The sequence below is a fragment of the Rhodopseudomonas sp. BAL398 genome (assembly GCF_033001325.1).
Classification (GTDB): Bacteria; Pseudomonadota; Alphaproteobacteria; order Rhizobiales; family Xanthobacteraceae; genus JARJEH01.
In genome coordinates, this window is the sequence record NZ_CP133111.1 from 494,117 (window position 1) to 519,946 (window position 25,830).

The following is a 25,830-nucleotide window of genomic DNA, read 5'->3' on the forward strand; positions in this document are numbered from 1 at the left end:
CAGCCTCGTGCGCACCGTTAGTGCTGCTTGCGGGTCGATCGCCGCGGCGATCTGCTTTTGCGTGGCGCCATGCACCACATGGACCGCGAAGGCATCGACCAGCCGGAACGGCAGATAGGCCAGCGCCAGCGCCATGCCGGCCTGTTCGGTGCTCATCGTGCCGGCGGCCTCGCGCATCAGCCGCGCGGCGTCGTCGTCATCGCCCTCGAACCGCAAGATGGCGGCAAAGCGATCGCCGTCGCTTTGCCCGCAGGCGATCGCCCGCGCCGCATCGACCAGCGCGCGCAACTGCCGCAAATCCTCGAGGGCGATCGTGTCGCTGAACATATGCGTCAGCGGCACCAGCTGCTGCTTGGCGGCGAATTCCAGCACCAAGCAGCGCCCCCAGGTCCGCATGCTGCGCCTGTGATGCTGGGCGATCGTCATTGCATGTCCTCCGCATTTCAACTTATACGAGATTTCCAGATTGACGACTATCGTATAAGTTGTAAATTGCGCCGATCACCCTGTGAGCGGCGCACAGCCGTTCAGCACTCGTCAGCGCTGGAGCAGCTTGCGATGGAGCACCCGACAGATCCCGGCACGACTGAGCAAAATGCGGCGTTGACGCGCAGGCTCAGCGCCATCCTGGCGGAGATCATGGCGGTCAAGGGCGGGCTGCCGGAGCCGCTCGATCTGCGGACCAGTTTCACCGCGCTGGATTTCAGCTCGGTCGACTATCTGGAATTCGTCCTCAACGTCGAAGCCGATCTCAATATCGACATTCCCGATGAGGCGCTGCTCGACCCGGCGCTGTGTTCGGTGGCGACCTGGGCGGATTGGCTGGCCGACAATGCCGCCGCCTTACGGACCCCGGCGATCGGAACAAGCAGCGCATGACCGCCGCGCCGCACCGGGTCGCGTTGGTCGGGCCGCGCGAAGCGCCGTTCGCCGGCGACCCCGACATCGAACATCGCGAGACCATGCTGCGCGACTATCAGGAGATCTGCGGCAGCATCGCCACCTTCGGCTCCGACTACACGCTGTCGCGCGAATTCCTCGGCATCGAATATCTGGCGGCCAGCTTGCGCCGTGACGGCTGCGAGGTTCGGCTGATCTGCGCCAGCAATGAGGGCTTGGGCGACGACGCCTTGCTGGCCGAATTGCTCGGCTTCGCGCCGCGCGTGGTCGGCATCTCGGTCCTGTATGATTTGCAGCTGGCCAATGCGATCGTGCTGGCGCGGCGGCTGAAGGCGGCGCGGCCTGATCTGACCATCGTGTTCGGCGGCCCGCTCGCCAGCGCGCTCGCCGACCTGCTGCTGACGAATTTTGCCTTCATCGACTACGTGATCGCCGGCGAGGGCGAGGAGGCGCTGCGCCGATTGGTGCGCGCGGTGGCGGGTCAGGATCTGGCCGCCGTGCCGGCGCTGCTGCGGCGCGGCGAGAGCGGCGTGCTGCGCCATCCGCGCGGCGAACCGCTCGAACTCGATTCGCTGCCGCATCCGTCGCGCGACGTCATCGCCTCGATCAAGGCCCGCGGGCTGCCGGTGCCGAGCGCCTATCTCACCACCTCGCGCGGCTGCAAGGCGTTCTGCACCTTCTGCACCGTGCCCAATACGGTGCGCGGCATGACATCGGGCGTGTACCGGATGCGCGATCCGGTCGACGTCGTCGACGAGATGGCGGCGCTGGTGCGCGACCACGGCGTCAGCCGCTTCTACATGGCCGACGATAATTTCCTCGGCTATGGCGAAGACAGCAATGCGCGGATGCTGGCCTTCGCCGACGAACTGATCCGGCGCAATCTGGGGATTCACTTTCACGCCGAATGCCGGGTCGACTCGCTGGTGCCGGAGACGCTGCTGCGGCTGCGCGCCGCCGGCTTCGACCAGATCCTGTTCGGCCTGGAATCCGGTTCGCCGCGCACGCTGAAGCGCTGGGCCAAGGGCCAGACCGTGGCGCAGAACGAGGCCGCGATCGCGCTGGCGCGGCGGCTGGGGATCGAGATGATGCCGAGCATCATTCTGCTCGATTGGGAATCCGAACTGTCCGAGGTCGAGGAGACGGTCGGCTTTATCGAACGCAACCGGCTTTATGGCGGCGTGCAGCCGCTATGGCTGGTCAACAAGCTCAAAGTCCATTGCGGCACCGCCGCGGCGCGGCGCTATGACAAGGTCCATGGCCGGCCGGTGCTGCCGGCGATCGGTGACGAGGCCGGCATTCATCGCTGGTGCGCGGCCGCGACCTATCAGGGCGTGGCGATCGACAATCCCTATGTGGCGTCGTTCTGGCGCGCGCTCAACGGCGCGGCCAATCGCTGGTCGCTGCTGCTCGACGAAGTGCTGCCGCCGTTCCTGAAGAACGTGCGCGCCATCGCCCGCCATAGCGACAAGTCCCACCATCTCGATCTGGTGCGGCAGCTGGCGCTGTTCCGCCGCGCGATCGGCCCGTCGCTCGCCGAACTGATGCGTCTGCTGATCGATCAGGCGATGGAGCTGGAGCGCGCGCGGGCGCCGCGGCCGGAGCAGCGCGCCGCCGCGCTGGATTTCGTCACGGCCTGCGAGCGACGCTTCTTCCCCGACGGCCTGGCGGAAGCGCTGCGCGACCACGGCCGCCACCGTCGCGCCTCGTCATTGCGAGCGGAGGACGGCGCGCCGCGCCGTCCGATCGGCGAAGCAATCCAGGGGCCCCAAATTCAGACGTCGCGTGACACCCTGGATTGCTTCGTCGCAAGGGCTCCTCGCAATGACGACGTTGAGCGTCAGATCAAGCCCCCGGCGTCGCCCGCGATCTCGGTGATCATTCCGACCTGCAACAAGCCGGAACGGCTGCTGCTGACGCTGCACGCGCTGTTGCGGCAGAGCGCCGGCGGCGGCTTCGAGGTGTTGGTGGTCGCCGATGGCGGCGGCGTCGCGACGCGGGATGCGGTTGGCGCCATCGGCGATAGGCTCCACATCAGTCTGATCGAGACGCCGCGGATCGGGCAGGCGGCGGCGCGCAATCGCGGCGCGGCGCGGGCGCGCGGAGAGGTCATCCTGTTCGTCGATGACGACGTATTGCTGTCGCCCGGTTATCTCGAGACCTGCGCGAAGCTGTACCAAGGCGATGGCGTGGTGGTGCGTGCGCCGGTCTATCAGCTGCGCTATCTCGCCGCGTTCCGCGATCCGGAGCGGGGCCTGCTGTATGACGACGATGGCGCGCGGCGGGCCGGCTCCAGGCTCGGCGACCAGCGCATCAGCCGCGCCATGATCGTCAATGACTGGCCCAGCATTGCGCGCAAATGCCAGCACCGCAATCGCTTCGAGCGGCTGGTATCGCAGACCCTGCAATCCGCCGATCCGCGTTTCCCATGGCTCGGCCTTTCGGGCTCGGGCGTCGCACTGAAGCGCCCGCTCTTTCAACAGAGCGGCGGCTATGACGAGGCGTTCGGGCTGCGCTGGGGCGCGGAATCGATCGAGCTCGGCTACCGGCTGTGGCGGGCCGGTGCGCGCTTCGTCGAGGCCGATTCGATTTACTCCGCGCATATGGACCATCCGCGCGGCGGCTCGCTCGACAGTTTCGAGGCGAGCTTCGAATTGTTTTTCGCCAAGCATCGCGATCCGGCGATCCGCGAGGTGCAGGCCCTGATCCTGGCCGATGATCGCCGCCCGCGCGCCTCAGCGGCCGGGTGACGCGGTGTCGAGGAAGGCGGCCAGTTGCTCGGTGCCGCGGGCGAAGATTGCGGGATCGACCGCGCAAGAGACGCGGACCCAGAAACGATCGCAGGAGGCGTCGTCGTGATCGGCAAACACCGTCTCGGTGTAGAAATCGGTGCCGGCCTGGTCGAAGGCGGCGGCGACGAAGTCCCATTCGGTGAGGCCGGTGTGGAGCCGGACGCAATGATTGAAGCCGGATTGCAGTGCGATCGCCTGCGTCAGATGCGGCCCGATCCGGGCGACGAAATCCTGCCAGTTCGACCGGCAGACGTCGCTCACCGCGCCGAGGTCGGATTGGTAGCTGGCGATCGCGGCGGCCCAGTCGAGGTTGTCGTCGATGAAGCGCCAGATCCCGTCGAAACGCGAGAAATCGTCGCTGAACGGCGCGAACAGCTGCATGTAGTGCCCGGCGCCGCGCACCGCGCGGGCGATGATCGGCCTGGAATCGGCGTCGCCGGCCTGGCGCAGCCGCCGCGCGATCACCCGCAGGATCATGTCGGCGATCAGCGCGGTGGAGCCGGCATTGACCGGCGACCACAGCGAGCGCTCGTTGTAGCTGCGCACGAAACCGACGAGCTCGGGCGCGGCCAGCAGATAGCCGACCCGCAAACCGGCGAGGCTGCGCGATTTCGAATAGCTGCTGATCCAGATCAGCCGCCGCGGAAATTCCGCCAGCGGACCGTCCGGCAGCGGGACGGGGAGGTCGTCGTCGCGCGGGCAGGCCAGCGACGGCACCTCGTCGAACACCAGCCAGCAGCCGGCCGCCTCCGCCGCCGCGACGACGCGGCGCAATTCCGATGCGTCGTAATATTCGCCGGACGGGTTGGTCGGTTGCGACAGCACCACCACCGATGGCCGTTGCGCGGCGATGCGGGCGCAGGCCTCCTCGGCGCTCGGCAACAGCCGGTCGGGCAGTTCGGAGCAGGCGATGGCGTAACGAATGCCGACCTCGTCGCACACCGTCGAGAAGAAGCTGTAATTGAGCCCCAGCACCAGCGCGGTTGTGGCGCCGGCGACATCCGCCAGATAGCGGAACGCGCCGGCCAGCGCCCCGGTGGCGCCGACGGTGAGGCAGATATTCGCCGGCGTGATCGCCGCATGCGCGCCGCGGCCGAGCCGGTCGTGCATCTCGAAGCTGATCGCCGCGCCGACGCCGAGCGCGCCGCCCGGCGAGGTGTAGTTCTCGATCAGCCGGCGCTCGCGCAATTCGCGCCCGGCGAGTTCGAGCAAAACGGAAGGCGCCTTGAGATGATTGACGCCGGACGACAGATAGGACACGCCGCCGTGACGCTTGATCACCGCCAGCCGCCGCTCGGGATCGTAGAAATAGGCATTGGCGCGTTGCAGCGAGCGATAGGTCATTGCGACGATCCGACGGTGGAATTGCCGCGATTGTCGCATCGGTCGCGTATCACGACAAACGGAATCGTTGCGCCACGTATTAATAACTTATCGACGGAGGTCGCGTCACTCGCATGATCATCGCGTCGCATCACACTGCTGCCGGACTGATCGTCGACCGGCAGGGCGCGCCCGTGTGGCCGCTGCAGAACGATACTGATCGCGCGGCGGTCGAGACGATCTGCGCCGGCTTCGGCGAGGATCTGCAATGGGTCAAGGCCGATCGGGGCGCGGCGCAGCCGGGTCGCGATGTGGTGGTGGCGCTGGGCACAGAGGCGGCCGAAGTCGCCGCGCTCTACGCCCATCTGACCGGGCGCCGCATGGTGGTGGCGACGCGCCCCGACGCGGCGGCGCGCATCCGGCGCTGCAAGGCGATCGTCGCACTGCTCGAGCGGATCGATGACGAGCTGATCGAACAGCTCTACGGCGCAGATCGGCGCTGCTATCCGGGCCTGATCACCGCGCCGACGCTGGCGCAGCTGCGCCGTCGCGCGCTGGTCTGCGCGGTGGCGGTGAAGGCCGCGCGGCGCGACCTGCCGCATCGGGTCGAGCTGGTGGCGAATTGGCCGCTCGCCACGGCGGCCGGCGCCAGCCACAGCCTGCTCGGCCGGCAGGCCGCGCCGTTGCAGATCCGGCAGGCGCTGGGGCGCGGCGATTCCGCGGTGCTCATTCACGGCCATGGCGACGGCATCGACGGCGATCTCGGCGGTTTGATCCTGTGTCCGGTGGACGAAGACTGGCAGCGCCGCGCCGCCGTCGATGCGGCGATCTGCAAGACGACCGGCCTGTGCTATCGCAACAGGCTGGCGATCTATTCCGCCGCGCATCGCGAAGCGCGGCTGCATCCGGCGCAGCTGTCGGCGCGGCTGCTGATCTGGAGCACCTGCATCGGGTTTCCGTCGCCGCATGGCTTCATCGATCCGCGCTGGGGCGTCGGCGCGCGGCTCGCCGCCAGCGCCAGCATCGGCGCCTTCGTCACTACCTGGCGGATCACCACCGCGCCGGCGGCGATGCCGCGCCGGCTGCTCGACCGGATGATGGCGGGCGACACGGTGGGCCGCGCGCTGGGCTGGAGTAACAGCAGCGGATCGCGCCGCGGCGGCGCCCGGATGTGCCTGTTTGGCGATGCCGATATCAGCATCGCGCCGCACGCGGCCGGCTCGGGCGCCGCGCGCTCCGGCGCCGCGAAGCCGCCGGCGCCGCGTCGGCGCGCCGAGCCCGCTCTGTCGGCTGGCTCGCGCGAGGCGCGCTTCATCGAGGCCTGCCTGAGCCGGGCCTGCGATCCGCCAGACAACGCCGCGCGCGAGCAGCGGCTGCGCCAGCGTTTGCGCGATGCGTTGGCGCCGTTTCAGTCTGCGGCATCCGCCGCGCCGGACCACGAGCGCCGGCTGCGGCGGGCTTTTGTGGCCTATGCGGCACATCGCGGCGCGCTGCGCGATCTATGGATTCCGCTGGCTTCGCGGATCGAGCAGGTGGGCATTCTGCGCTGCGCCAATTGTGGCGCCACCGCGGTGCGCTCGCACGCCGATCTGTCGCATCTTGGCGTGGCGTCGCGCATTTTGATCAATTGTAATCGCTGCGAGATCACCGCCGATCGCCCGGAGAGCTGGGAGCTCGCCGCCGACGTCGATCACAACGCCATCGCCTTGCGCGGCGCGCTGGCGAAGGGCGGCTGGGGCGGCATGGTGAGTTGCGCCTCGCGCTGGCCGGTCGCGCCGCATTATCGGCGCTGGCCACTCGATCCGCGCGGGCAGCCGGCGCGGAGACTGTCGCTGGCCGGGCGCGACTGGCCGTTTCCCTCGCAGGTCTCGGTCATCATCGCCCGCGGTTTGCAGATCTGCGTGCTGGCGCGGACGCTGCGCGCGCGGATCAAGGAGAAGCCGAGATGAGCGTGGCCGCCGACGAGGCCGTCGATAGCGATGCCGCGGTTTTCGCGCTGGCGCAGCGCCATGGCACGCCGCTGTTTCTCTATGACGCGCCGATGATGCGCGACGCGGCGGCGCGGTTGCGACGCGCGGCGCCGCCCGGTGCGCAACTGTTCTACGCGGTGAAGGCCAATCCGGCGCCCGGCGTGATCCGGCTGTTCGCCGCGCTCGGGCTCGGCGCCGAAGTGGCGTCCGGCGGCGAGCTGCAACTGGCGCTGGACTGTGGCGTCGCGCCCGACGCCATCGTGTTCTCCGGTCCGGCCAAGACCGCGTCTGAACTGGCGGCAGCGGCAGAGGCCGGGATCTATGCGGTGCAGGCGGAATCCTGGGATGAATTGGCGGTGCTGCAGAACGTCTGCGCGCAGCGCGGCCTGACCGCGCGGGTGGCGCTGCGCGTCAATCTCGGCAGCGTCGGCGCGCGGCGCGGCGGCTGGGGCGGGGTGTCGCCGTTCGGCATGGATCAGGCGGCGCTGGACTATGTCGTCGCCCACGCCGCGCGTCTTGATCGGCTGCGGATCATCGGCGTGCATAATCACCAATCGTCGCAGACGCTCGATCCGCACCATCTGGTCGCGCGCTTCGAGGCTTTCGCGCAAGTCGCCGCACGGCTCAATGCGCGGTTCGGATTCGACTTCATCAATTTCGGCGGCGGTTTTGGCGCGCCGTTTTATGCTGACGACGAGCCGATCGATCTCGACCCAGTGCGGGCGTTCTTCGCCGGCCTCAGCGGCGGTCCGCTCGGCGATTGGCGGCCGCGCATCGCGATGGAATCGGGCCGGTTTCTGACCGGCCCGGCCGGCGCCTATGTGGTGCGCGTCGTCGGCGTGAAGCGCTGCTTCGGCGTGCGCTTCGCGCTGCTCGACGGCGGCATTCATCACATGCTGGGCCTGTCCGGCACGATGCGCGCGCTGCGGCGGCCGGTCGCGGTGCGGCGTCTCGGCGGCCGGGCAGGGGAAGCCATGGAGCCGACTGAACTGGCCGGGCCGCTGTGCACCCCGATCGACCGGCTGGCCGGCGCGGCGCCGCTGCCGGCGGATCTCGCCGCCGGCGATCTGCTGCTGTTCGGCAATTGCGGCGCCTATGCCAAACACGCCAGCCCGCTGAATTTCCTCGGCCACGACTGGCCGGCCGAAGTGTTGCGCGACGGCGCACGCAACGAACTATTGGCGCCGCGCCGCTCCTTCGCGGAGGTGATGGCGCAGCGTTAGATCTGCCTGACGGGCCGCTCGATGTCGGCTTGTGCGGGGCCAAAGAGTTCCACCAAAAAGAAACCAGTGAAACCAAACTTGATGTCGTCATTGCGAACCGAGGACGGCGCATCGCGCCGTCCGACAGCGAAGCAAACCAGGGGCGCCAAGCAAGGACTGGATTGCTTCGTCGCAAGAGCTCCTCGCAATGACAACCCTGAAGGCTTGATTCTATCGATCCCTTGAAGTCAGCCGCTAAGGCAGGCTTTCACAGGCCACGGCGCCGCGCGACAATGGCTTGTTGGTGCCGTCGGGGCTGATCAGTATCTCGACGTCATAGGTGACGATGCTGGGATTGTCGGGCGCGGCCTGCATGTCCTTATAGGCGGCGTCGCAGAGCTGCGCCGACGGCGGCTGTTTGGCCATGTCTTTTGGGATCAGGCCCTGCTCGACCAGGCTGGCCCAGCAGCTCGCCGGGTCCTGCATCAGCGAGCAGCCGGCGGTGATGCCGCGCTTGTAGCGCAGGCGAAGCGCATCGTTGTCCAGCGTGGCCTCCTGATAGGTCGGATCGCCATAGGCGGCGTCCTTGAACAGCGTTGCCCCGGTCGCCGCATTGACGACGCCGAAATCGGTGGCGCCATGCGGGTCCATCGCCGAGAACAGCAGATAGGCGCCGATGCGCCCGTCGAGCATCATGTCCTCCAACGCGATCGGCGATGCGCCGGCGGGCGGCGTCAGGTCACAGGGCGGATTCGGGCCGGGCACGATGCTCGGCGGGGTCGCCGACGGCCCGTCGGTGACTTCCCGGACCATGACATCCGGATAGTAGCTGCAGCGCAGGGTCCGCCCGTCATCGCTCGATGTCGGAGGCACCTCGGCGACCCGCAGCGGCTTGTCGAACGCGATCGGGCTTTGCCCATGGGCGGCGACGGCCAGCAACGCGCCGAGCCCGGCCAGCGCCGGCCGCAACACGCGCAGCCCCCATCGATCTGGAATGATCACCACGGCTCCCTGGTGTGACATGTCGGCCCGCCATCGCGGCGGAAAACGCTGCATCATACTTGCCGAATGCGGCTGAAGCTAGAATGAACGGCGCGCCGGTGGCGCCGCGACCAGGCCCGCGTGATGGCGTCCGGGCCGCGGGGCAGGGTGCCGTTGATTAACGTTGATCAGGCTTTGCCGCCGGTTCCGCACAGGCCCGCATTGCGACGCCGCCGCAATCTTGTAGGCTCGCGCCGGATCGGAAAGGCGAAGCGGATGAACGGCAACATATGGTCGCGGCCTGACCCCAGCCGATCGAACCGATCCCAGCCCAGAGCCGGCCTGGGAGCGCTGCGCGGCATCGCCGGGATCGTCGGCTTGGCGGCCGGCATGATGGCGGCCAGTCTCGGCGCCCGGGCCGAGGGCCTCGGCGTGCCCGTGACCAGCCAGATCGTGATCGATCAATTCGGATATCCGCCCGCCGCGCCGAAGGTCGCCGTCATTCGCGATCCGCGGATCGGCTTCGACGCCTCGGAGCATGTCAAGCCGGGCCGCCGCTATGCGCTCGTCGACGCCACGACCGGCGCGCAACTGATCGAGGCCAGACCGCTTGCGTGGCACGGCGGGGCGACCGATCCGTCCTCGGGCGACAAGGCCTCTTGGTTCGACTTCTCCGCCGTGACGCGCCCGGGTCGCTATTACATTCTCGACCTCGATCGCGGCGTCCGCTCGCCGGATTTCCGCATCGGCGACGATGTCTATCGCGAGGTCCTCAAACAGGCGATGCGCACCTTCTTCTACCAGCGCGCCGGATTTGCCAAGACGGCGGACTATGCCGGCGCCGGCTGGGCCGACGGCGCCAGCCATCTCGGGCCGGGGCAGGACCGCAATGCGCGGCTGTATAGCGCGCCGAACGATCCGACGACGGAGCGCGACCTCAGCGGCGGCTGGTACGACGCCGGCGATTTCAACCGCTACACCAGCTGGTCGGCGCGTTATGTGGTTGCCTTGTTGAAGGCCTATCAGGAGAAGCCGGCGGCCTTCACCGACGATTACGGCATTCCGGAATCCGGCAATGGCACGCCGGACATCATCGACGAAGCCAAATGGGGCATGGACTGGCTGGTGCGGATGCAGAATCCGGATGGTTCGGCGCTCAGCGTGCTGGGCGTGGCGCAGGCGAGCCCGCCTTCGGCCGCCACCGGCCCGAGCTATTATGGCAATCCGAGCACGAGCGCGACCCTGGGCGTCGCCGGCGCCTTCGCGTTCGGCGCCCACATCTTCCGCAAGCTCGGCCAGATCGCCTATGCCGACGAGTTGCTGGGGCGCGCCGAGCGGGCCTATCGCTGGGCCGATGACAATCCCGAGGTGCTGTTCAAGAACAATGATCCGGCGTCCGGCACCAAGGACCTCGCCTTCGGCCAACAGGAGGTCGACGACTACGCCCGGCTGTCGAAAAAGATCGAAGCCGCCGTCTATCTGTTCGAGGCGACCGGCAAGGCCAGCTACCGCGATGTCGTCGACGCCAATGTCGGCAGGTTGCATGTGATCAGCAACGGCTACGCCTCGCCCTTCGAGGCCGACGAGCTCGACATGTTGCTGTACTACACGGCCATTCCAGGATCATCGCCCGGCACCGCCGATCGGATCCGGCGCGCCTTTGCGGACGCGATGAATGCGCCCGAGCAACTCGGCGCGGTCAAGGCGGCGACCGATCCCTATCGCGCCTATATCAAGGACTACACATGGGGCAGCAATTCGATCAAGGCGGCGCAGGGCAATCTGTTCTATCAGCTCGTCACCTATGATGTGGCGACAGGCGCCGATGCTGAGCGCGCGACAAACGCGGCGCTGGGCTATCTCAACTATCTGCACGGCGTGAATCCGCTGGGGCTGGTGTATCTGACCAATATGGCGGCGGCCGGCGCCACCAATAGCGTGAAGGAGATGTTTCACGCCTGGTTCGCCGATGGCAGCCCCAGATGGGATCGCGTCGGCGTGTCGGTTGACGGCCCGCCGCCGGGATTTCTGGTCGGCGGCCCGAACCCGACCTACAAGCCCGACAGCTGCTGCCCGGCCGGCTGCGGCGCCCGCAGCGCGGCGAAATGCACCGCGGTGTCGCTGCGCCCGCCGATGGACCAGCCGGCGCAAAAATCCTTCAAGGACTTCAATGCCGGCTGGCCGCTGAATTCCTGGGAAGTCACCGAAAACAGCAATGCCTACCAGACCGCCTATATTCGGCTGTTGTCCAAATTTGTGAAATAGCGGCGGGCCTCGCGGGGGAGGGAGGCGGCGCATCATGCAAGATGATCCGCCTGCGTGAATGCCGGCACGGGAACATCGTGGCCATTATGGGGACGTCGATGATGCCGGGTCGCGTCGGCCCATCGTTCGAAAGCTCAATCCGGCCGATTAAACAAGAGTTGCGTCGAACCCCCTAGAGCTTCTGACATGAATCGAGAATCCCAATTCTAACCTCAAAACAAATTGGAGCTGCATCGAAAAAAAACTATCGTACGGCTTTGGGGCGGGGAATCGCTATGTTATTGTCGGACGCGATCGAGACTTTGCTCTCTGGAGCATCATTGTCGTGGTCAAAGGCGGAAAAGTATAAAGCTGGAAGCATTCAGCTAGGTACGCCGGAGGCTCGTCGGCTATTTCAATTCCTTCTTGCTAGTGACCCATTAGAAGTTGCCGAAGCAAATGAAGGCCTATTTGACGGGCTGCTAGCCGCTTGGCGTGACACTACACTTGATCCCGCCAAGGCCGGGATTGAGAAGGTGGTCACAGCTGGCACCTCGACTTGGAGGTTAGTTAGGCTGGAGGCTTGCGGATTCGGTGGATTAAACTCGCTGGTGGGACCAGAGTTCTCACTTAAAATAAATTCAGAGAATTGGTGTTTAGAGGGCCAGAACGGTTCTGGCAAAACCTCAATTGCAAGCGCAATCATTTGGGCGATGACAGGTTATCGGTGTCGCGACCCAGAGGGTCTAGTCTTAGATGACGGAAGCCGGCAGGCCGTCTTTAACGAAAAGAGCGAGAAGATTGGCGAATGGCCAGCCCTTGTTTCCTACCCCTCAACCGCAGAAAAATTGAAGGGCACAGCAGAGGCTTGGGTACGGCTTACCTTTCAAGATAATACTGGCAATACCGCCATCGCTTATCGAAAACTGAGTGCGCCTCCTTCCGGTAATGCAACAATCGAAGCAAAAATAGATCATGCCCTGCAGGTAGCTCCCCAATTAATCGAGACTGGCTTGCTTATGCCTGCTCGTTTATCGCGCATTGGATTTGGCGAAAAAAGTCAATCAATTTACGAAGCCGTTAAACGGCTCACGGGCTTAGATCAACTTGGATTGATCGGAGATGGTTCAGCGAACTTCACTCATAAGGCCAAACGGTTCTTGAAGTACGCCCAAGACAACGGAATTGGCACTATAGAAGCCACGCTAAAGCTCAATTTAGAAAGGGCGGAGGAGGAAGCAAAAAAGGCCGACTTCAAATACTCCTTCAAGCGAAAGCGCGACGATTCCGCCTACGCGAAAGAATTACAGGAAATTGCGCAAGACGCTTCCAAACAAGCCGGCGAGCATCTGGCGACGCTTAAATCAGATATCGCAGCCGGCCTCGACACCGAAAAGCCAGATGACCGAGCTAAAATAAAATCAGCGGTCACAGCCGCTCGTGGTCTTTTGCAACAGGGCGCCGTCGGTATCAAGGTTTTTGAAGCTTGGACGGCTCTTGCGCAAGCTGCAAAAGACGAGGGCCTTGCTAAGATCCCAGCCGAAGTCGTTAAAGCTAGAGAGCGGCTCGCCTCCGCCATTGCATGGCACCAGCGTCAGACAGATGACTTAAAACTGCGGCTAAAGGCCGTTGCTTCCGAGTTTTTTATTGTACCGGATCACGAGCACACGGATGGTCATTGTCCACTTTGCGAGAACGCATTGAATGATGCAAAGGGCAAGCGGCTTGCCGATGAGCTCGCAGAACTCAAGAAATCTTCGGCCGAGGCTCAGAGAAAATTGAGTGATGTCTGCGCCGAACTGGAGAAAAGACTTCGAGATCAACTTCCAAAGGATTTACTAAATCACTTTGACCTATTGGTTGAGATGAAAATACCGGACGCCTTCGAGAGCGCGGCGCTCGACCGTTTTGTAAACGCTGTTCCTTTCTCGACCGTATTAACCGGCATGGCTGCGTTTGCTCGCGACAAAGCGCAATTCCTCACTAAAACTCTACCCGCGTTTAACCCGCATTCCACTCAAACCGACGTGTCGATCCCCAAAATTGCTAATGATTTGCTAAATTATATTCGCTCGCTTGAGCATCTTATAGAGTTCGTTGATTGGTGGAAAATAAATGGTGCGGAATTTCGTGATGCATGGGCATCTTTGCGGGGCAGCGATGACGGCTCGGGTCAGTTTCTTCCAGAAAGCCTTGAAGGGAAGCTATCTTCGCTGGAGGCCGCTTTAGAAAAGGCCGCTCCACTTGATGATATAGCAAAGGCCCTAAATTCCGCCTCTGGTGAAGCCGGCAAGTGGCACGCAATTTATTTGAAGCAACAAGAAAGAGAAAATATCGCCGCCGCCCTTGATCCGCTTAAGTACCTGAGGACCGTGGTAACGATTGAAACTGCAAATTCAATCTTAGCTCTGTCGGCCCGAATGAAAGCCGTGCTCGATCGCATTCATTTTCGCGAGCGGCTTTCATTTTCAGACGCTGCTTTGGGCAAGAAAGAAGTGCGTATAGCCGGATGTTTTCACGATGGAATATTGATCGACGCAAGCGCTGTCGCAAACACGTCGTGGCTCAGAGCAATCCTTTGGGCGTTTGTCCTTGCCCTCCGTGAAGAGACTTTAGAAAATCTCGAGAGCAATCCGTTTCCGCTTGTTGTACTAGATGACCCCCAAGTGACGTTTGACCCGCGCAACAAAAGGAAATGGGCAGAGGAAATTGCAAAACTCGCGAATGCTGAATGGTCTGATCCGCAGGCTGCGCAGCTCATCCTTACTACTCACGAGAGGCAGTTTTTTCAATTTCTAGTGAATCTAGAAGGTCTTAAAGGACAGCAAGGACTGGTCGTAAGTCTGAACGCTATTTCTAACGTCACGACTGTCGTCAACGGTAGTTCGCTGGCGCAAGGTTTTGGCGAAGCGTCTAAGAATAGCGACGATAAGCGTGGCCATGCATACATTCTGGAGGTCAGGACGTACTGCGAAGATCTTTTGCGGATCATGCTGCGGTCCGAAGGTCCGGACATCAACAATTGTCATCTTGGTGAGCTGGCAACGAAGATGAGATCGCTCGCAACTAGTGGTGTCTCTCCATTCAATCGGCAGCCTTTCGAAAAACTGTTAGGTGTAATTGCAGGTACGAATGAAGTTAAAGCACTTAAGATCATCAATGATGCCCATCATCACTATGACGGCACCGTAGGGCTTGCTGAAGCGAAGGATGTAAAGAAATTTTGGGAAAAGACTCTGCAGGATCAAATACACACTTGCTTCAGAGTCTTTGCTGAGTACGAGGCTTATTGCGGTGAACCACGCGTCTTTCCCTGGATGGATAATGTCGTGGAATTTCCGAAAGGGAACTCTGCTGATGTGAAAAAGATGAGCATTGCGTACACTGGGATCGCCGCCGCCGCTAAAGCTGATGGTCGAGTTGGAGACGGCTTGATTACCTTGGAGGAGTTAGCCAGCGCGGAGAGAATCGTTTTGTATGATCACGACATATTCCAATTGGCGGCTGGTACTCTCGAGCCCATCGCGTCTGTTGGTCATCTCCTAATTGTCTGCAACGGCGCTAAGCTGAATCAGCGGAATTTGGTTGCGGCCACATGTGGCGACCAATTACTGGTCAGGCGGTATAACGAAGCGGATGTTCATCCCCACATTGCAGTGTTGACGGGGCAATCAATTGATCCATACGCCCTGCCGCAGCCGATCATAGTGCCTAAGGAAAAGCTCGTAGCTAAGAAGATTGTTGGGACACTCTTCCCTCGACCCGGCTCTGCTATTCCTCCTAAAATGGAGGGAGTGGAATTCGTTGAGCTTGCGGACATTTCACTTGCAAATGACATTCTCAACAATGCAAGGCTTTTCAAGGTCAGCGGGCGTAGTGCAGAACCAATTGCGCTTGATGGGCAATTTATTATTACTCAACCCGTTGAGTTTCAAAAGCAACAAGCCGTCTCGCGGGACGGAATGTTAGTCATCGCGGTAGATGAAAATGGCGCAAGATATTTCAAGCGCCTCCGAGTTCATGGCGATCTGTTTGTCCTTGAAAGCTTGAATTCGGACGGTACCACGGCGGGTGAAATCTTGAGCTCTAATGGACAAATGGGTTTTCCAAGGCTCACAGGCCTATTGGATGTTGTAGGTGTATTGTTTGAGCATTCTTAACGTCGCGCGAAATGCTTCGATGCCCGTGTTGACGCCTGCTCCAAGCTGACAGCTCATCGTGCTTGGCCACAGCCTGACTTTGCCAAGGCTCAAGCAGTCGATCTCGTCTGCAATCGCTGGACGGCGGTGCTTCGCGAACTCTGCATCAAAGCGAAGCTAAACACTTAGCGTTGGGGGGGCAGCGTTAGGGTGGCCGGACACCCAACCATGAAATTCGCAACAATTTCAATAGGTTGGATGGTTACAGGTGGCTTGGCTGGGGAACTAGGATTCGAACCTAGACAAACAGAGTCAGAGTCTGTTGTGCTACGTTGAAACCTTTGAATAATTTGCCGATCATGTTGCGCCCTTGTTGCGCCTACCGACAATTCCTGTATAATACCCTCGCGCTACTCACTGTTACGCGAGGCTCCCTTCATGTCGGTTCGCAAGCACACGTGGACGACCAAATCTGGCGAGGAACGCTCCGCCTATTTGGTCCAGTACAGCACCGCCGAACTGGACAAGCGCGGCAAGCGCAAACGGCATGTCAAATTCTTTGACAAGAAAAAGGACGCTCAGGCGTACGAGGCACAGGTTCGCGTCGACGTTGGTAAGGGCGAGCATGTGCCCACGTCCAAAAGTATCACGGTCGACAAGGCTGGAGCCCACTGGATTGATTCGTGCGCCGACCTGGAGCGCACCACGCGCGACGGGTACGAGCAGCACCTTCGCGACCACATCAACCCCTATATGGGCGGCTTGAAGTTGTCCGTACTGACTGTCGCGATCGTCCGTGACTGGCAAGATAAACTCCGCAAAGGGGTGCCCGCGCCGGGACAGACCGAAGCGGCGCCGCGTAAGCCCAATATGGTCAAGCGCGTCACCGGGTCTCTGGGCGCTTTGCTGGCCGATGCGCAGGAACGCGGGCACGTCGGCCAGAACGTCGTGCGCAGTCTCCGAGCAAACCGCAAGCGCGGCAAGGAGCGCAAAGCCGAGCGGCGGGCCAAAGGGAAGTTGAGGGTGGGGGTGGACATTCCGACACCCGGCGAGATCGACGCGCTGTTGAGTGCCGCAGAGGGCCGCTGGCGTCCGTTCTTGCTGGTAGCGGTTCGTTGCGGCCTGCGTGCTTCCGAACTGCGCGGTCTTCGGTGGGTGGACATCGATTTCAAGAAAGGTGAGCTGCATGTGCGCCAGCGCGCCGATGCCTATAACGAAATCGGCAACCCCAAATCGGAAGACGGCGAGCGCACAATCCCCGTTCCGCCAACTACGCTAAGCGCCCTTCGCGAGTGGAAATTGGCGTGCCCACGGCGCAAGGATCAACCGGAGCTTTTCGTTTTCCCGAATGGACTGGGCAACGTCGAATCGCACGCGAACATCATCACCCGCGGCTTGATCCCGACGTGGGTTCGCGCTGGTGTAACGGTGCCGGTCTTGGACGATGAGGGCAAGCCGGTGCGAGATGGCAAGGGCAAGCCGATTCTCAGCGCCAAGTACACGGGCCTCCACTCACTACGCCACTATTTCGCCAGTTGGTGTGTCAATCGGCGCACCGATGGCGGGCTTGAGCTACCGCTTAAAATCGTCTCGGAACGCTTGGGCCATTCCAACATCGCGATCACCAGTGACTTGTATTCGCATCTGTTCCCCCGCGCCGACGACTCCGCCGAACTGGCTGCGGGCGAAGGCAAATTTGGTTAGTTAACAGATGCTTAACTACGTAAATGTTCGGCTTCGAGTTGACAGCGGGTAGTCACTCCTGTAAAGTCTGTCTCGCTGAAGGATTCTGATTAAATATCCTTAAGTCGCCACAAAAGGTGCGCACTCGCAAGAGTGGCGCGCCTTTTTTCATGCCTCGCAACGACCCCGACGGGTCGGCGGGGCTTTTTTTGTGCCCCAACCAAGGATTTTCACACATGACCACCGTCAATACTCAGCCTGCCGATATCGTATGGGGAGCGCGCAATATCGGCATCGCGATCGGTCGAACGGAAAAGGCAACGTTTGCAATGTTGGAGACCGGCAAGGTGCCGGGCGCACGTAAAATCGCCGGCCGCTGGGCATTCACTCCTGCGGTGTTCTTCGCGAAATTCAGCGAGGCCACAGCGTGACCGCCGAAGTCGACGCCGCCGTCGAACACGCCTACACGCTCTTTCGTGAACATGTCGAACGGTATCGCCAAGAAATTGTCGTCGAGCCACTGGCATGGCGCAGACGATGCAAGGAGCTTGCGGAGAATTTCGAATGGCTGCTGTTCTGCCAAACCCATCCACTCGCGACGCCACCGCGCCGGCCGCTGCCACCCCATTATCCGCCACCGCCACCGGTTCGACGTTAAACGTGAAAAACCCGCCTGGCTAGGGCGGGTTCTCTATTCTCGACGGCGCCGAACGCCGTTCCTTCGTATATAGTATAGCGGGCACCATACAGTATGACGATCACCATTTCAACCGACTTTGTCGAAGCCGTCCGAAAGAAGGCGCTCGACTACGCGGAGCTGCACGCCCTGAAGCTTTTCGCAATCGATCCAGTGACGGGGAATGGCAGCCTTTACGCGGCGCACAGCAACAGAGCGATTTGGGAGGCAGACTTCGCCGGCGGAAAACTGCTCGGCGTCAGTGCGATCATGTCTGAGTGTTTGCTCTTTGACGTTGACGTACACTCCCTACAAGACCGCGATGAGGCCTGGAGCAACTATGTCGAGTTCTGCCGCCAGATTGGCATCACCGATGCAAACGGCGGCGTGCCGATGCCTTATGCGCAGTCGAAAAGCGGAGGATGGCATTTCGCCTTCCGCGCGCCCGCAGATTTCAAAGACGCCCCGCGCAAGGGCCACCACAAGCTTAAAATATCTCACTTTCGCGCGCTGGAGCCTGGCGAGATTGACAGCGAGCGGATCAGCATTCGATGGCGTGCACTCAACGTATATGCCGGCTCGGTGAAGGGCGGCAGCGCCTACCAGATCATGCCAGACGCCCCGCCGCCGCATCCATACGGTCCCAATACCGCCAAGCTTTTTGCGTGGTATAGCGCCCTTGAACTTGGCCGCAAGGAAGTCACCCACGCGTCGCCGACTGACGAATGCAGGCAGAGCGAGGCTGAATGCGCCAAGCTTGAGCGATTTATCAACGAGCTGTTGGTGAAAGACCCTCACTGGTTCGATGATCGTGACAACCGACTCGGTACGGTATGGGGAATCAAACGCGCCGGTTTTGGCGGGCGCGGCTATGAAATCGCGCAAATCATCTGCGACGCAACGCCGGATAAGAAGGGCGACAGGCTGGCTCGCTACTGGTTCGACGTTGGCGCTCTGGCTGGCACAAAGACGCTCGATTCATTCTGGAAGCGTTGCGCCGCAGTCGGCATCAAGCAAAAACCGGCCGAGATCGCTGAGTGGCGGAGGGACGCCACGATGCAGAGCTTTGCGACCGTTCCTGGCGTCCAAGTATTATCACCATCTCTCGCACCTAGCTTACCGCCTGGGGCAACACCGATGATTGGTGGCGCGACGTGGCAGCAGCAGGCGGCGCCGCCCGAATACTCTGAAATCGAAGTAGCCGACCGGTTCGCGAACATGTATGCGTTGCAAATCCGGTATGTCACCAAGCGAAAGAAGTGGCTGCACTGGAACGGAAAACGATGGCACGATGACGACACCGACTATATAGGCCACCTCGCCAAGCTCCACTGCAAAGACGAAGCTGCGCTATGCTCCATTTCCCCGGGCAACACGAATGCCCAGGCCCGCGCGCTGTGCAGCGACAAGACCATTCGTGCTGTGCTGCGGATCGCAGCCGTAGACCCGCGCATATCGAGCACGGTCGCCGCATGGGATCAAAACGCATGGATTCTTGGGACGCCCGATGGTGTTGTCGAATTGCGCACCGGAGTATTCCGACCGGCGCGCCCGGAAGATCATGTCACGAAATCGACCCGCGTTTCACCGCACGGTGACTGCCCAATCTGGAAAAAGTTTCTTGCGCGTGCGACTGGCGGCGATCTTGAGCTGCAGGAATATCTGCAGCGATTGTGCGGTTACATCCTCACCGGCGACACATCAGAGGAGAGCCTACATTTCAATTATGGTCCAGGCGGCGGCGGCAAGGGCACTTACATGCATGCCATCGAAGGAATTCTTGGTGACTACCACGTTGGCACTTCCATCGCCACGCTCACCGAGTCGAAGCAAGAGCGGCACCTGACCGAGATCGCGTCATTACAAGGTGCACGACTCGTTACTTGCTCCGAGACGGAGCGCGGCAAGCGATGGGCCGAGAGCCGAATCAAGGAATTGACTGGACGGGACACGATCACGGCACGGTTCATGGGGTGCGATCCTTTTAACTTTATTCCGACCTTCAAAATCCAGGTGTCCGGAAACCATAAACCAAGCCTTCGTCCCGACAGTGCCATGCGGCGGCGTTTTCAACTTGTGCCGTTCACGACCTCGATCGCCGAGAGTGAAAAGGACACAAAGCTGGGAGAGAAGCTGAAGGCGGAATGGCCCGGCATTCTTGCCTGGATGATCGCCGGCTGCGTCGCATGGCAACGAGAAGGCCTCGCTCCGCCGGCTATCGTGGTTGATGCGACTGATGCCTACATGAACGAGGAGTCTGAGGACTGCATGTCGGCATGGCTTGCCGAAAGCTGCGACACGGACCCCGCAGCATCGACGCCGAGCGCGGTTCTCTATTCATCGTACAAACACTACGCCGAGCGCTCGGGTGAAAAGCCGATGAGCAATGTTGAATTTGGAAAGGAGATAAGACGCCTTCACTTCAAAGTCGAACGCGGCCGCCGCGGCGCCGTTGTAGATGGATTGAAACTGGCGTTGCCCGCTGTACCGACACCCATGTTTCCAGAGGTGAAGTCATGATGGCCCATGATGCAATCTCCCAGGTGATGGCACGATGTCCTGACCTTACCATCGACGGATTGAATGGTCGCAAGCGGGAGAACTTCGACGAACGGCGCGAAGCGTTGCTGTCCGAAAGCGGCGTGCGGGAATTCGAGATCGCGAGGGTCTGGCTTAGCGAGGTGCCAGCGCGTGCGACCCCGAACAAGGTCTGTGACTCCTATCGGGTGAAACACGTCATCGAGACATGGGCTGGAACTTACGTTGCAAACGGCGCGTGTATCGCAGCGGCTCTTTCGATCGGTATTGCAATCGCGGAGTGCCCTTCAGGCATCAACGCTTGGCTTGGAATAGCCGGGCAGCGGAAATGGCCGTGACAGTGTGACAGTGTGACGGTGAAATCCTATTCACACACCCTATAAAAACATCAGGGTCGTCGGATGCGTAGTGACTGTCACCACTGTCACACTGTCACACATCTTCTCGCCCCTTCTCGCCCCTTCTCGCCCCTTCTCGCCCCTTCTCGCAAAGAGCCGCCGGTTTAGCTCGACCTTCGATCCGCGCCGCTTTTCCCATGCATTTGCATTGAAATCCTTCCAAATGCGGCCGTTGGTTTCGGACGAACGGATTATATATCTGTTAGTCTCCGTATAACTAGCGGTTATTGCGTACAAATCTATAGCGTATCGCGCCCGTATTGCGCCGACTAGCTGGGTGTGGTACATTCCAAATAGGCGCATTCCGCGCCGCGAGTTTGCGAATTGATCAAGGCCAAGTCCGGCCCCGGCAGTTGCCAAGTATGTAATTCCCCTCATCGCCACTCGGTCGACGTTGCGCTCGCTCACGGCCTTGGTCACGACGCGATAGGCAAGCGTTTCGACCTATCGCCGCACAGCGTGCAGCGCCACGCCAAGAACCACCTCAGCCCGCAGATGATGGCAGCGGTACAGCACGCGCTGCATCCGTGTGCGATTGACCTGGACGCCCTGAAGGTGAGCGAAGGCGAGGGGCTGTTGCATAGCCTAGTGCACCAACGCGCTCGGCTTGCCAGCCACATTGAACTTGCCGTGGAGACCGGCGACGCCAGCGCGGCCATCCGCGGTGAGGCGGCCGTGACGAACAACCTGCAACTGGTGTCGAAGCTGCTCGGCGTGTTGGTCAACGTATCGGAGCACCGCCACCAACACCTGTTGACCCATCCTGACTATTTGCGGCTGCGCGAGACGCTGCTGCGCGCCCTGGCGCCCTTTCCTGACGCCCGGCTCGCGGTGGGCCGCGCCCTTGCCGGCATTGAGACGCAAGCTGCGAAGGACATCACGGAGGCCGCGAGCAAGCGCAAGGCGCGCCCTGAGCCGGTCGCGATCGAGCACCAGGCCACGTCACCTGCACCGCCGCCGTATTAATATGGAAATGGCTCGTGACCTCGCGCTGCACTTCGACCCGGCACTGCTCGCCAGCGCGGCCGACATTATCCTCGACGACTGGCAAGCCGATTTCGTCCGGGCAGATGATCCGCAGATCGCGATGCTGATTCCCCGGCAGCACGGCAAGACGGAAGCGGCTGTCATGAAAGCGCTTCCGGTTGCATTGACAGAGCCGCACAGCTTGATCTTGATCGTATCACCCGCGCAGCGCTTGTCCGACGAATTTGTTCGCCGCGCGCGGGTCGCTTACGGCCGGGTGAAGGATGCGCCGTCATTGGTCGGCGATGCCGCACGGCGGATGGAGTTCGATAACGGGAGTCGCATCCTCGCATTACCCGGTGACAACGAAGGCGACACCCTCCGGGGCCTAGCAAACGTCAGGCTGTGTATCATCGACGAAACGTCCCGATGCTCTGATGCACTGATCACGGCAGTTCGCCCCATGCTGGCGACAAGCAAGCGCGGGCAACTGGTATATCTGTCAACCCCGAACGGCAAGCGCGGCGTATTTTACGAAACATGGACATCCGACGATGCTGACTGGCACCGGATACGGGTCGGGCTGGGAGATTGTGACCGCATCACCCCGGAATTCCTGGCACGCGAGCGCAAGAACCTAGGCGAGACGAAGTACCGCGAGGAATACCTCTGTGAATTTATCGATTCCGATACGGCAGCTTTCAACACCAGCATCATTGATGCGGCGTTTTCAACGGAGGTGCGTGCACTGTGGCGATGATCAATACGAGTACCTGGACACAACAATACGTCACCCCGCGTGATGAATGGATCGTCGCTGCCGACATTGGACAAAGCGTCGACCCGACCGCCGTCTGTGCTCTGCAACACATCGTTCGCGGCACGGGACGGATGGTTCCACACGAAGCATCGAAAACACTTCGCCAAGAGCGTGTCGAGACCTTTCACATTCGACATTTGGAACGACTTCCACTCGGCATGGCTTATCCGACGCAAATCCAGCACGTTGCCAACCTGCTGGGTCGTGAGCCGCTTGTCGGAGCAAAACTCGTGATTGACTACACCGGAGTAGGGCGCCCCGTATTCGATATGTTCGACCGCGCAGGACTGCGGCCGCATGGCGTCTTGATCACCGCAGGCAATGAGACCACAAGCAACGGCAATATCTTCCATGTTCCCAAGCAGACACTCATTTCACAACTGGAGGCGCGGCTTCATTCAGGTGAGCTGAAAATCGCTGCTGATATTGCCGATGCACCAGCGCTGCGCGATGAACTCAAGGACTTTGCCCGCGCCGTCTCTGCAGCAGGCCGCGTGAGTTTCAACGCGCGATCGGGGTCTCACGATGATTTGGTGCTGGCGGTGGCAATAGGCCTTTTCCTCGCTCTCGGAATGAACCGATCATCTATATCGGAACTCATTCTTTGACCGGGGGGCAAATGAACCAGGGTAGGGATTTCGATCAGGTCGCGTCCGCGGCAACAAAAGCATTCTGCGGCGCCGCGCTGCGGCGATCGTTTGTGAACGGTGGCCCGACATGCGATCTGGTGACATGGTTGCTGTCTGATACTCAATTTGGCCCTGCGGAGCGCCGAACCCTTGCAGCGTTGCTCTCTGGTCAATTGAACAGGGTCGGCCGTCCACAGACCAGCGCATCAACCCGCCGAATCGATGGTGAATTGATTCGGGATGCCCGCCGCTGGCGGGACGAACTGCGCGCAACAGGCATGAAATCCATTGACGCAGAATTGGAAGCGGCGGACCGCGCAGCGTGCGACCCGCGGGCACGAGGGCGCGCGGCGTCGACAATACTTGGTGAGATGCAACGCCGCCCTATTACTTAATCACCTATAAAAACTATACAACTTTTCATCGGTGATCTTCTGCGGCGTGGTGTGCATAGTTGCATTCAGTAGCAATGCACACCATGGGACTTGAATATGTCCACATCAATCGCAGCGCAGAGCATTGAAGATACCGCTGCCGCAGCGGGCATTAGCCGATCGACACTGTACCGCCTTGTCAAAGAGGGCCGGGGTCCGCGCATGACTCGGATCGGTCATCGGCGAGTAGTCTTGATCAGCGACCGAGATGTGTGGTTGCGCTCGCTTTCGGAGTCGGCGGTTGCCTAAGTCTCCACATCATCAATTCGACCGGCGCGGAAGTACCGCCGATCGACCGCGAGCGGGACGCTGTGTCCCCCTACGTCCCGCTCGCCAACCAATCCACCAAAAGCAGAAATGGAACCGATATGTCGGAAAAGCCCAAAGACGAGCCTAAAGGCGAGACGGCGCCGAAGCCGCGCAACGACGCAGTGCAGCCGGTGAATGGTGCGCGCGGTTTCGGCCGCTCCGGATTCGGACACAGCTAGTCGCATGGCACGAAACAACCTCAACAACGCTCGCCACCTTGTCTCCACCATCGGGACGGGGGATATCACGTTCGGCTCGGTGCCGATCAGCTGGCAAGGCTTCGCCGCGGCCGGGGCGGTCGATGGCGACACCATCCCCTATGAATTGCGCGAAGGTGATGACTGGGAAAACGGCTATCTGACGATCGGTGGTTCGGTCACGACCGGAACCCGCAATGTTGTCGAATCAAGCAACGGTGGCTCACCTTTGTCGCTGACCGGGACGGCGGTGATATCTTGTGTTCCGTTGGCTACCAGCCTGGATGACGACGTGGTGTCGTTCGTGCGCGCGCAGTCGGCCGACAGCACGGCAAAGGGGATCGCGCAAACCAACATCGGCATGACGACGGTTGGCAAGGGACTGGCGACTGCGACGGATGCGGCGGCGGCTCGGTCGACTTTGGGCGTGGACACGGCATCCACGACGAAGACCGGCGCGTACACCATCGTCGCTGCAGACTACGGCGCTATCATTGAGTGCTCTGGCACGTTCACCGTTGGCCTTACCGCAGCTGCAACATTGGGCGACGGCTTCAAGACAACGGTGTTCAACTCTGGCACTGGCATCGTCACTCTTGATCCCGATGCATCCGAGACCATCGGTCTCAAAACCACCATCCCGCTTGGTCCCGGATCGAGTGTAGAGATCAAGTGCGACGGCACCAAGTTCAGCATCATCGGCGGTCCAGTACCGATCTATGGCTCTTGGACCGGGACGGTCGGCGCCGCGGCTGGAGCTGTCGGATCAGCATCGGTATTTGGAAACTATACGTTGACCGGAAATAAGGTCGACTGGTCCGCTGTGGTGAGCATCGCAGCTATTGGGACGGCGTCCGGCTTTATCAGCTTCACGCTCCCACCCGGTCTCGCTCCGAATAGCGCATACTCTGGATACGGTAGAGAAGGAGCGGTTAATGGGCACACCCCGTCTATCCAAGTCGCGCCTTCGGCGTCGTTTTTTCAGAATTATGACGGATCATTTTTTGGCGCCGCCGGCTATTCGGTTTCAATGGGCGGCACCTACTATATCTAAAATGGAGGACTAAAAATGTACGAAAACGTGGTGTTTACCAACGGTAAGTGGCTCGACGCTGAGAAGACGGAATTTCAAATCGAAATGGACGGCATCCTTGTCGTTGCGCTCGCCCGGCGGGGGCTGCTGATTTACGAGTGGATTTTGGCCCACGATATCCCGCTCGCCGACGCTGATTAGCGCCATGCGGCGGACCATAGCCGATCGCCACCCGATTCCCAACAACTAGAGGACTACAGGATGACCGCTACCACTCATGAAATCAAACTCGGTGACAAGGTCATCGCGCTTGAGGTCACCGCCAAGGCGGCGGCGCGCGTTAGTTCGTATTTCGGCGGGTTTGTACCGGCGCACAACGCTGTCCGCGAAATCGACCTGTTCGCGTATCGCCGGATCATCGCGGTCGGCTTGGACCAGCCCCTCACGGACGACGATGGGCTGGAGGCGGCAATCTTCGCCGCTGGTCCGATCGACATTCAAGGGTCTGTGTTGAAGTATCTGGACTTGCTGGTCACTGGCGGGCGCGGAAGCCAGCCTGCCGACCAGAAGTAACGAGCGCGTAGTAGAGGGAAACG

At 61.4% G+C, this 25,830-nt stretch carries 20 protein-coding genes; 18 read left to right on the top strand and 2 right to left on the bottom strand.

From position 1 onward, the window contains the following. Positions 1–558 precede the first annotated feature (558 nt). Positions 559–879: an acyl carrier protein gene (locus tag RBJ75_RS02275; RefSeq protein WP_160297964.1), complete on the top strand. Its 321-nt coding sequence runs from the start codon at positions 559–561 to the stop codon at positions 877–879. Continuing rightward, a complete protein-coding gene (locus tag RBJ75_RS02280; RefSeq protein WP_276156200.1) occupies positions 876–3,650 on the top strand; it encodes a B12-binding domain-containing radical SAM protein in 2,775 nt (924 codons plus the stop codon). The genes RBJ75_RS02275 and RBJ75_RS02280 overlap by 4 nt, the downstream gene beginning before the upstream one ends. On the opposite strand, the gene RBJ75_RS02285 is transcribed toward RBJ75_RS02280, so the two are convergent. Beyond that, a complete protein-coding gene (locus RBJ75_RS02285) occupies positions 3,636–5,036 on the bottom strand; it encodes a pyridoxal phosphate-dependent aminotransferase (protein ID WP_160297983.1) in 1,401 nt (466 codons plus the stop codon). The genes RBJ75_RS02280 and RBJ75_RS02285 overlap by 15 nt on opposite strands. A 113-nt stretch (positions 5,037–5,149) precedes the next feature. On the opposite strand from RBJ75_RS02285, the gene RBJ75_RS02290 reads away from it, so the two are divergent. Both RBJ75_RS02290 and RBJ75_RS02295 read left to right on the top strand, forming a co-directional pair. Continuing rightward, the gene (locus RBJ75_RS02290) at positions 5,150–6,964 is read left to right on the top strand and encodes a hypothetical protein (RefSeq protein ID WP_276156199.1); all 1,815 of its coding nucleotides are present in this window, start codon (positions 5,150–5,152) and stop codon (positions 6,962–6,964) included. Then, the gene (locus RBJ75_RS02295; RefSeq protein WP_044418860.1) at positions 6,961–8,208 is read left to right on the top strand and encodes an alanine racemase; all 1,248 of its coding nucleotides are present in this window, start codon (positions 6,961–6,963) and stop codon (positions 8,206–8,208) included. The genes RBJ75_RS02290 and RBJ75_RS02295 overlap by 4 nt, the downstream gene beginning before the upstream one ends. Before the next feature lie 234 nt (positions 8,209–8,442). On the opposite strand, the gene RBJ75_RS02300 is transcribed toward RBJ75_RS02295, so the two are convergent. Then, positions 8,443–9,210, bottom strand: a complete 768-nt coding sequence (locus tag RBJ75_RS02300) for a hypothetical protein (RefSeq protein WP_152647736.1) — start codon at positions 9,208–9,210, stop codon at positions 8,443–8,445. A gap of 234 nt (positions 9,211–9,444) precedes the next feature. Here RBJ75_RS02300 and RBJ75_RS02305 point away from each other — a divergent pair, with 234 nt between their 5' ends. The 14 genes from RBJ75_RS02305 to RBJ75_RS02365 all read left to right on the top strand — a co-directional run bounded on the left by RBJ75_RS02305 (position 9,445) and on the right by RBJ75_RS02365 (position 25,807). Next, positions 9,445–11,433 carry a glycoside hydrolase family 9 protein gene (locus tag RBJ75_RS02305; RefSeq protein WP_080901049.1) on the top strand — a complete coding sequence of 663 codons (1,989 nt, stop codon included), beginning with the start codon at positions 9,445–9,447 and terminating at the stop codon, positions 11,431–11,433. A 275-nt stretch (positions 11,434–11,708) separates the two neighbouring features. Continuing rightward, entirely contained in the window at positions 11,709–15,572 is a 3,864-nt protein-coding gene (locus RBJ75_RS02310) for an AAA family ATPase (protein WP_152647735.1), read from the top strand. 417 nt (positions 15,573–15,989) lie between these two features. Next, entirely contained in the window at positions 15,990–17,255 is a 1,266-nt protein-coding gene (locus RBJ75_RS02315) for a site-specific integrase (protein WP_276156448.1), read from the top strand. Positions 17,256–17,470: 215 nt separating this feature from the next. Continuing rightward, a complete protein-coding gene (locus RBJ75_RS02320) occupies positions 17,471–17,665 on the top strand; it encodes a hypothetical protein (protein ID WP_044416122.1) in 195 nt (64 codons plus the stop codon). After that, positions 17,662–17,892, top strand: coding sequence for a hypothetical protein (locus tag RBJ75_RS02325; RefSeq protein ID WP_044416120.1), 231 nt, complete (start codon positions 17,662–17,664; stop codon positions 17,890–17,892). The genes RBJ75_RS02320 and RBJ75_RS02325 overlap by 4 nt, the downstream gene beginning before the upstream one ends. Positions 17,893–17,985: 93 nt before the next feature. Beyond that, on the top strand, positions 17,986–20,430 hold the full coding sequence (locus RBJ75_RS02330) for a phage/plasmid primase, P4 family (RefSeq protein ID WP_052629023.1): 2,445 nt from the start codon (positions 17,986–17,988) through the stop codon (positions 20,428–20,430). Further along, positions 20,427–20,786: a hypothetical protein gene (locus RBJ75_RS02335; RefSeq protein WP_044416118.1), complete on the top strand. Its 360-nt coding sequence runs from the start codon at positions 20,427–20,429 to the stop codon at positions 20,784–20,786. Before RBJ75_RS02330 ends, RBJ75_RS02335 begins: the two co-directional genes overlap by 4 nt. 384 nt (positions 20,787–21,170) lie before the next feature. Further along, positions 21,171–21,812 carry a hypothetical protein gene (locus RBJ75_RS02340; RefSeq protein WP_044416116.1) on the top strand — a complete coding sequence of 214 codons (642 nt, stop codon included), beginning with the start codon at positions 21,171–21,173 and terminating at the stop codon, positions 21,810–21,812. Positions 21,813–21,819: 7 nt separating this feature from the next. After that, positions 21,820–22,572 carry a terminase large subunit domain-containing protein gene (locus RBJ75_RS02345; RefSeq protein WP_160297969.1) on the top strand — a complete coding sequence of 251 codons (753 nt, stop codon included), beginning with the start codon at positions 21,820–21,822 and terminating at the stop codon, positions 22,570–22,572. Next, positions 22,569–23,240 carry a hypothetical protein gene (locus RBJ75_RS02350; RefSeq protein WP_044416126.1) on the top strand — a complete coding sequence of 224 codons (672 nt, stop codon included), beginning with the start codon at positions 22,569–22,571 and terminating at the stop codon, positions 23,238–23,240. Before RBJ75_RS02345 ends, RBJ75_RS02350 begins: the two co-directional genes overlap by 4 nt. Before the next feature lie 512 nt (positions 23,241–23,752). Then, complete coding sequence (locus RBJ75_RS29455) at positions 23,753–23,944, top strand: helix-turn-helix domain-containing protein (protein WP_080901188.1); 192 nt, start codon at positions 23,753–23,755, stop codon at positions 23,942–23,944. 243 nt (positions 23,945–24,187) lie between these two features. After that, positions 24,188–25,255 carry a hypothetical protein gene (locus RBJ75_RS02355; protein ID WP_044416110.1) on the top strand — a complete coding sequence of 356 codons (1,068 nt, stop codon included), beginning with the start codon at positions 24,188–24,190 and terminating at the stop codon, positions 25,253–25,255. Positions 25,256–25,270: 15 nt separating this feature from the next. Further along, entirely contained in the window at positions 25,271–25,435 is a 165-nt protein-coding gene (locus RBJ75_RS02360) for a hypothetical protein (RefSeq protein WP_160297968.1), read from the top strand. Between the two features lie 60 nt (positions 25,436–25,495). Beyond that, the gene (locus tag RBJ75_RS02365; protein ID WP_044416108.1) at positions 25,496–25,807 is read left to right on the top strand and encodes a hypothetical protein; all 312 of its coding nucleotides are present in this window, start codon (positions 25,496–25,498) and stop codon (positions 25,805–25,807) included. Positions 25,808–25,830 lie beyond the last annotated feature (23 nt).

Excerpts from the sequence above, each read along its gene's own strand:
- RBJ75_RS02285 (WP_160297983.1), bottom strand. The coding sequence starts at position 5,036 with ATGACCTATCGCTCGCTGCAACGCGCCAATGCCTATTTCTACGATCCC.
- RBJ75_RS02305 (WP_080901049.1), top strand. The coding sequence starts at position 9,445 with ATGAACGGCAACATATGGTCGCGGCCTGACCCCAGCCGATCGAACCGA.
- RBJ75_RS02365 (WP_044416108.1), top strand. The coding sequence starts at position 25,496 with ATGACCGCTACCACTCATGAAATCAAACTCGGTGACAAGGTCATCGCG.
- RBJ75_RS02290 (WP_276156199.1), top strand. The coding sequence starts at position 5,150 with ATGATCATCGCGTCGCATCACACTGCTGCCGGACTGATCGTCGACCGG.
- RBJ75_RS29455 (WP_080901188.1), top strand. The coding sequence starts at position 23,753 with ATGTCCACATCAATCGCAGCGCAGAGCATTGAAGATACCGCTGCCGCA.
- RBJ75_RS02330 (WP_052629023.1), top strand. The coding sequence starts at position 17,986 with ATGACGATCACCATTTCAACCGACTTTGTCGAAGCCGTCCGAAAGAAG.
- RBJ75_RS02335 (WP_044416118.1), top strand. The coding sequence starts at position 20,427 with ATGATGGCCCATGATGCAATCTCCCAGGTGATGGCACGATGTCCTGAC.
- RBJ75_RS02275 (WP_160297964.1), top strand. The coding sequence starts at position 559 with ATGGAGCACCCGACAGATCCCGGCACGACTGAGCAAAATGCGGCGTTG.
- RBJ75_RS02300 (WP_152647736.1), bottom strand. The coding sequence starts at position 9,210 with ATGTCACACCAGGGAGCCGTGGTGATCATTCCAGATCGATGGGGGCTG.
- RBJ75_RS02310 (WP_152647735.1), top strand. The coding sequence starts at position 11,709 with ATGTTATTGTCGGACGCGATCGAGACTTTGCTCTCTGGAGCATCATTG.
- RBJ75_RS02315 (WP_276156448.1), top strand. The coding sequence starts at position 15,990 with ATGTCGGTTCGCAAGCACACGTGGACGACCAAATCTGGCGAGGAACGC.
- RBJ75_RS02355 (WP_044416110.1), top strand. The coding sequence starts at position 24,188 with ATGGCACGAAACAACCTCAACAACGCTCGCCACCTTGTCTCCACCATC.
- RBJ75_RS02345 (WP_160297969.1), top strand. The coding sequence starts at position 21,820 with ATGGCTCGTGACCTCGCGCTGCACTTCGACCCGGCACTGCTCGCCAGC.
- RBJ75_RS02280 (WP_276156200.1), top strand. The coding sequence starts at position 876 with ATGACCGCCGCGCCGCACCGGGTCGCGTTGGTCGGGCCGCGCGAAGCG.
- RBJ75_RS02320 (WP_044416122.1), top strand. The coding sequence starts at position 17,471 with ATGACCACCGTCAATACTCAGCCTGCCGATATCGTATGGGGAGCGCGC.
- RBJ75_RS02360 (WP_160297968.1), top strand. The coding sequence starts at position 25,271 with ATGTACGAAAACGTGGTGTTTACCAACGGTAAGTGGCTCGACGCTGAG.
- RBJ75_RS02295 (WP_044418860.1), top strand. The coding sequence starts at position 6,961 with ATGAGCGTGGCCGCCGACGAGGCCGTCGATAGCGATGCCGCGGTTTTC.
- RBJ75_RS02350 (WP_044416126.1), top strand. The coding sequence starts at position 22,569 with ATGATCAATACGAGTACCTGGACACAACAATACGTCACCCCGCGTGAT.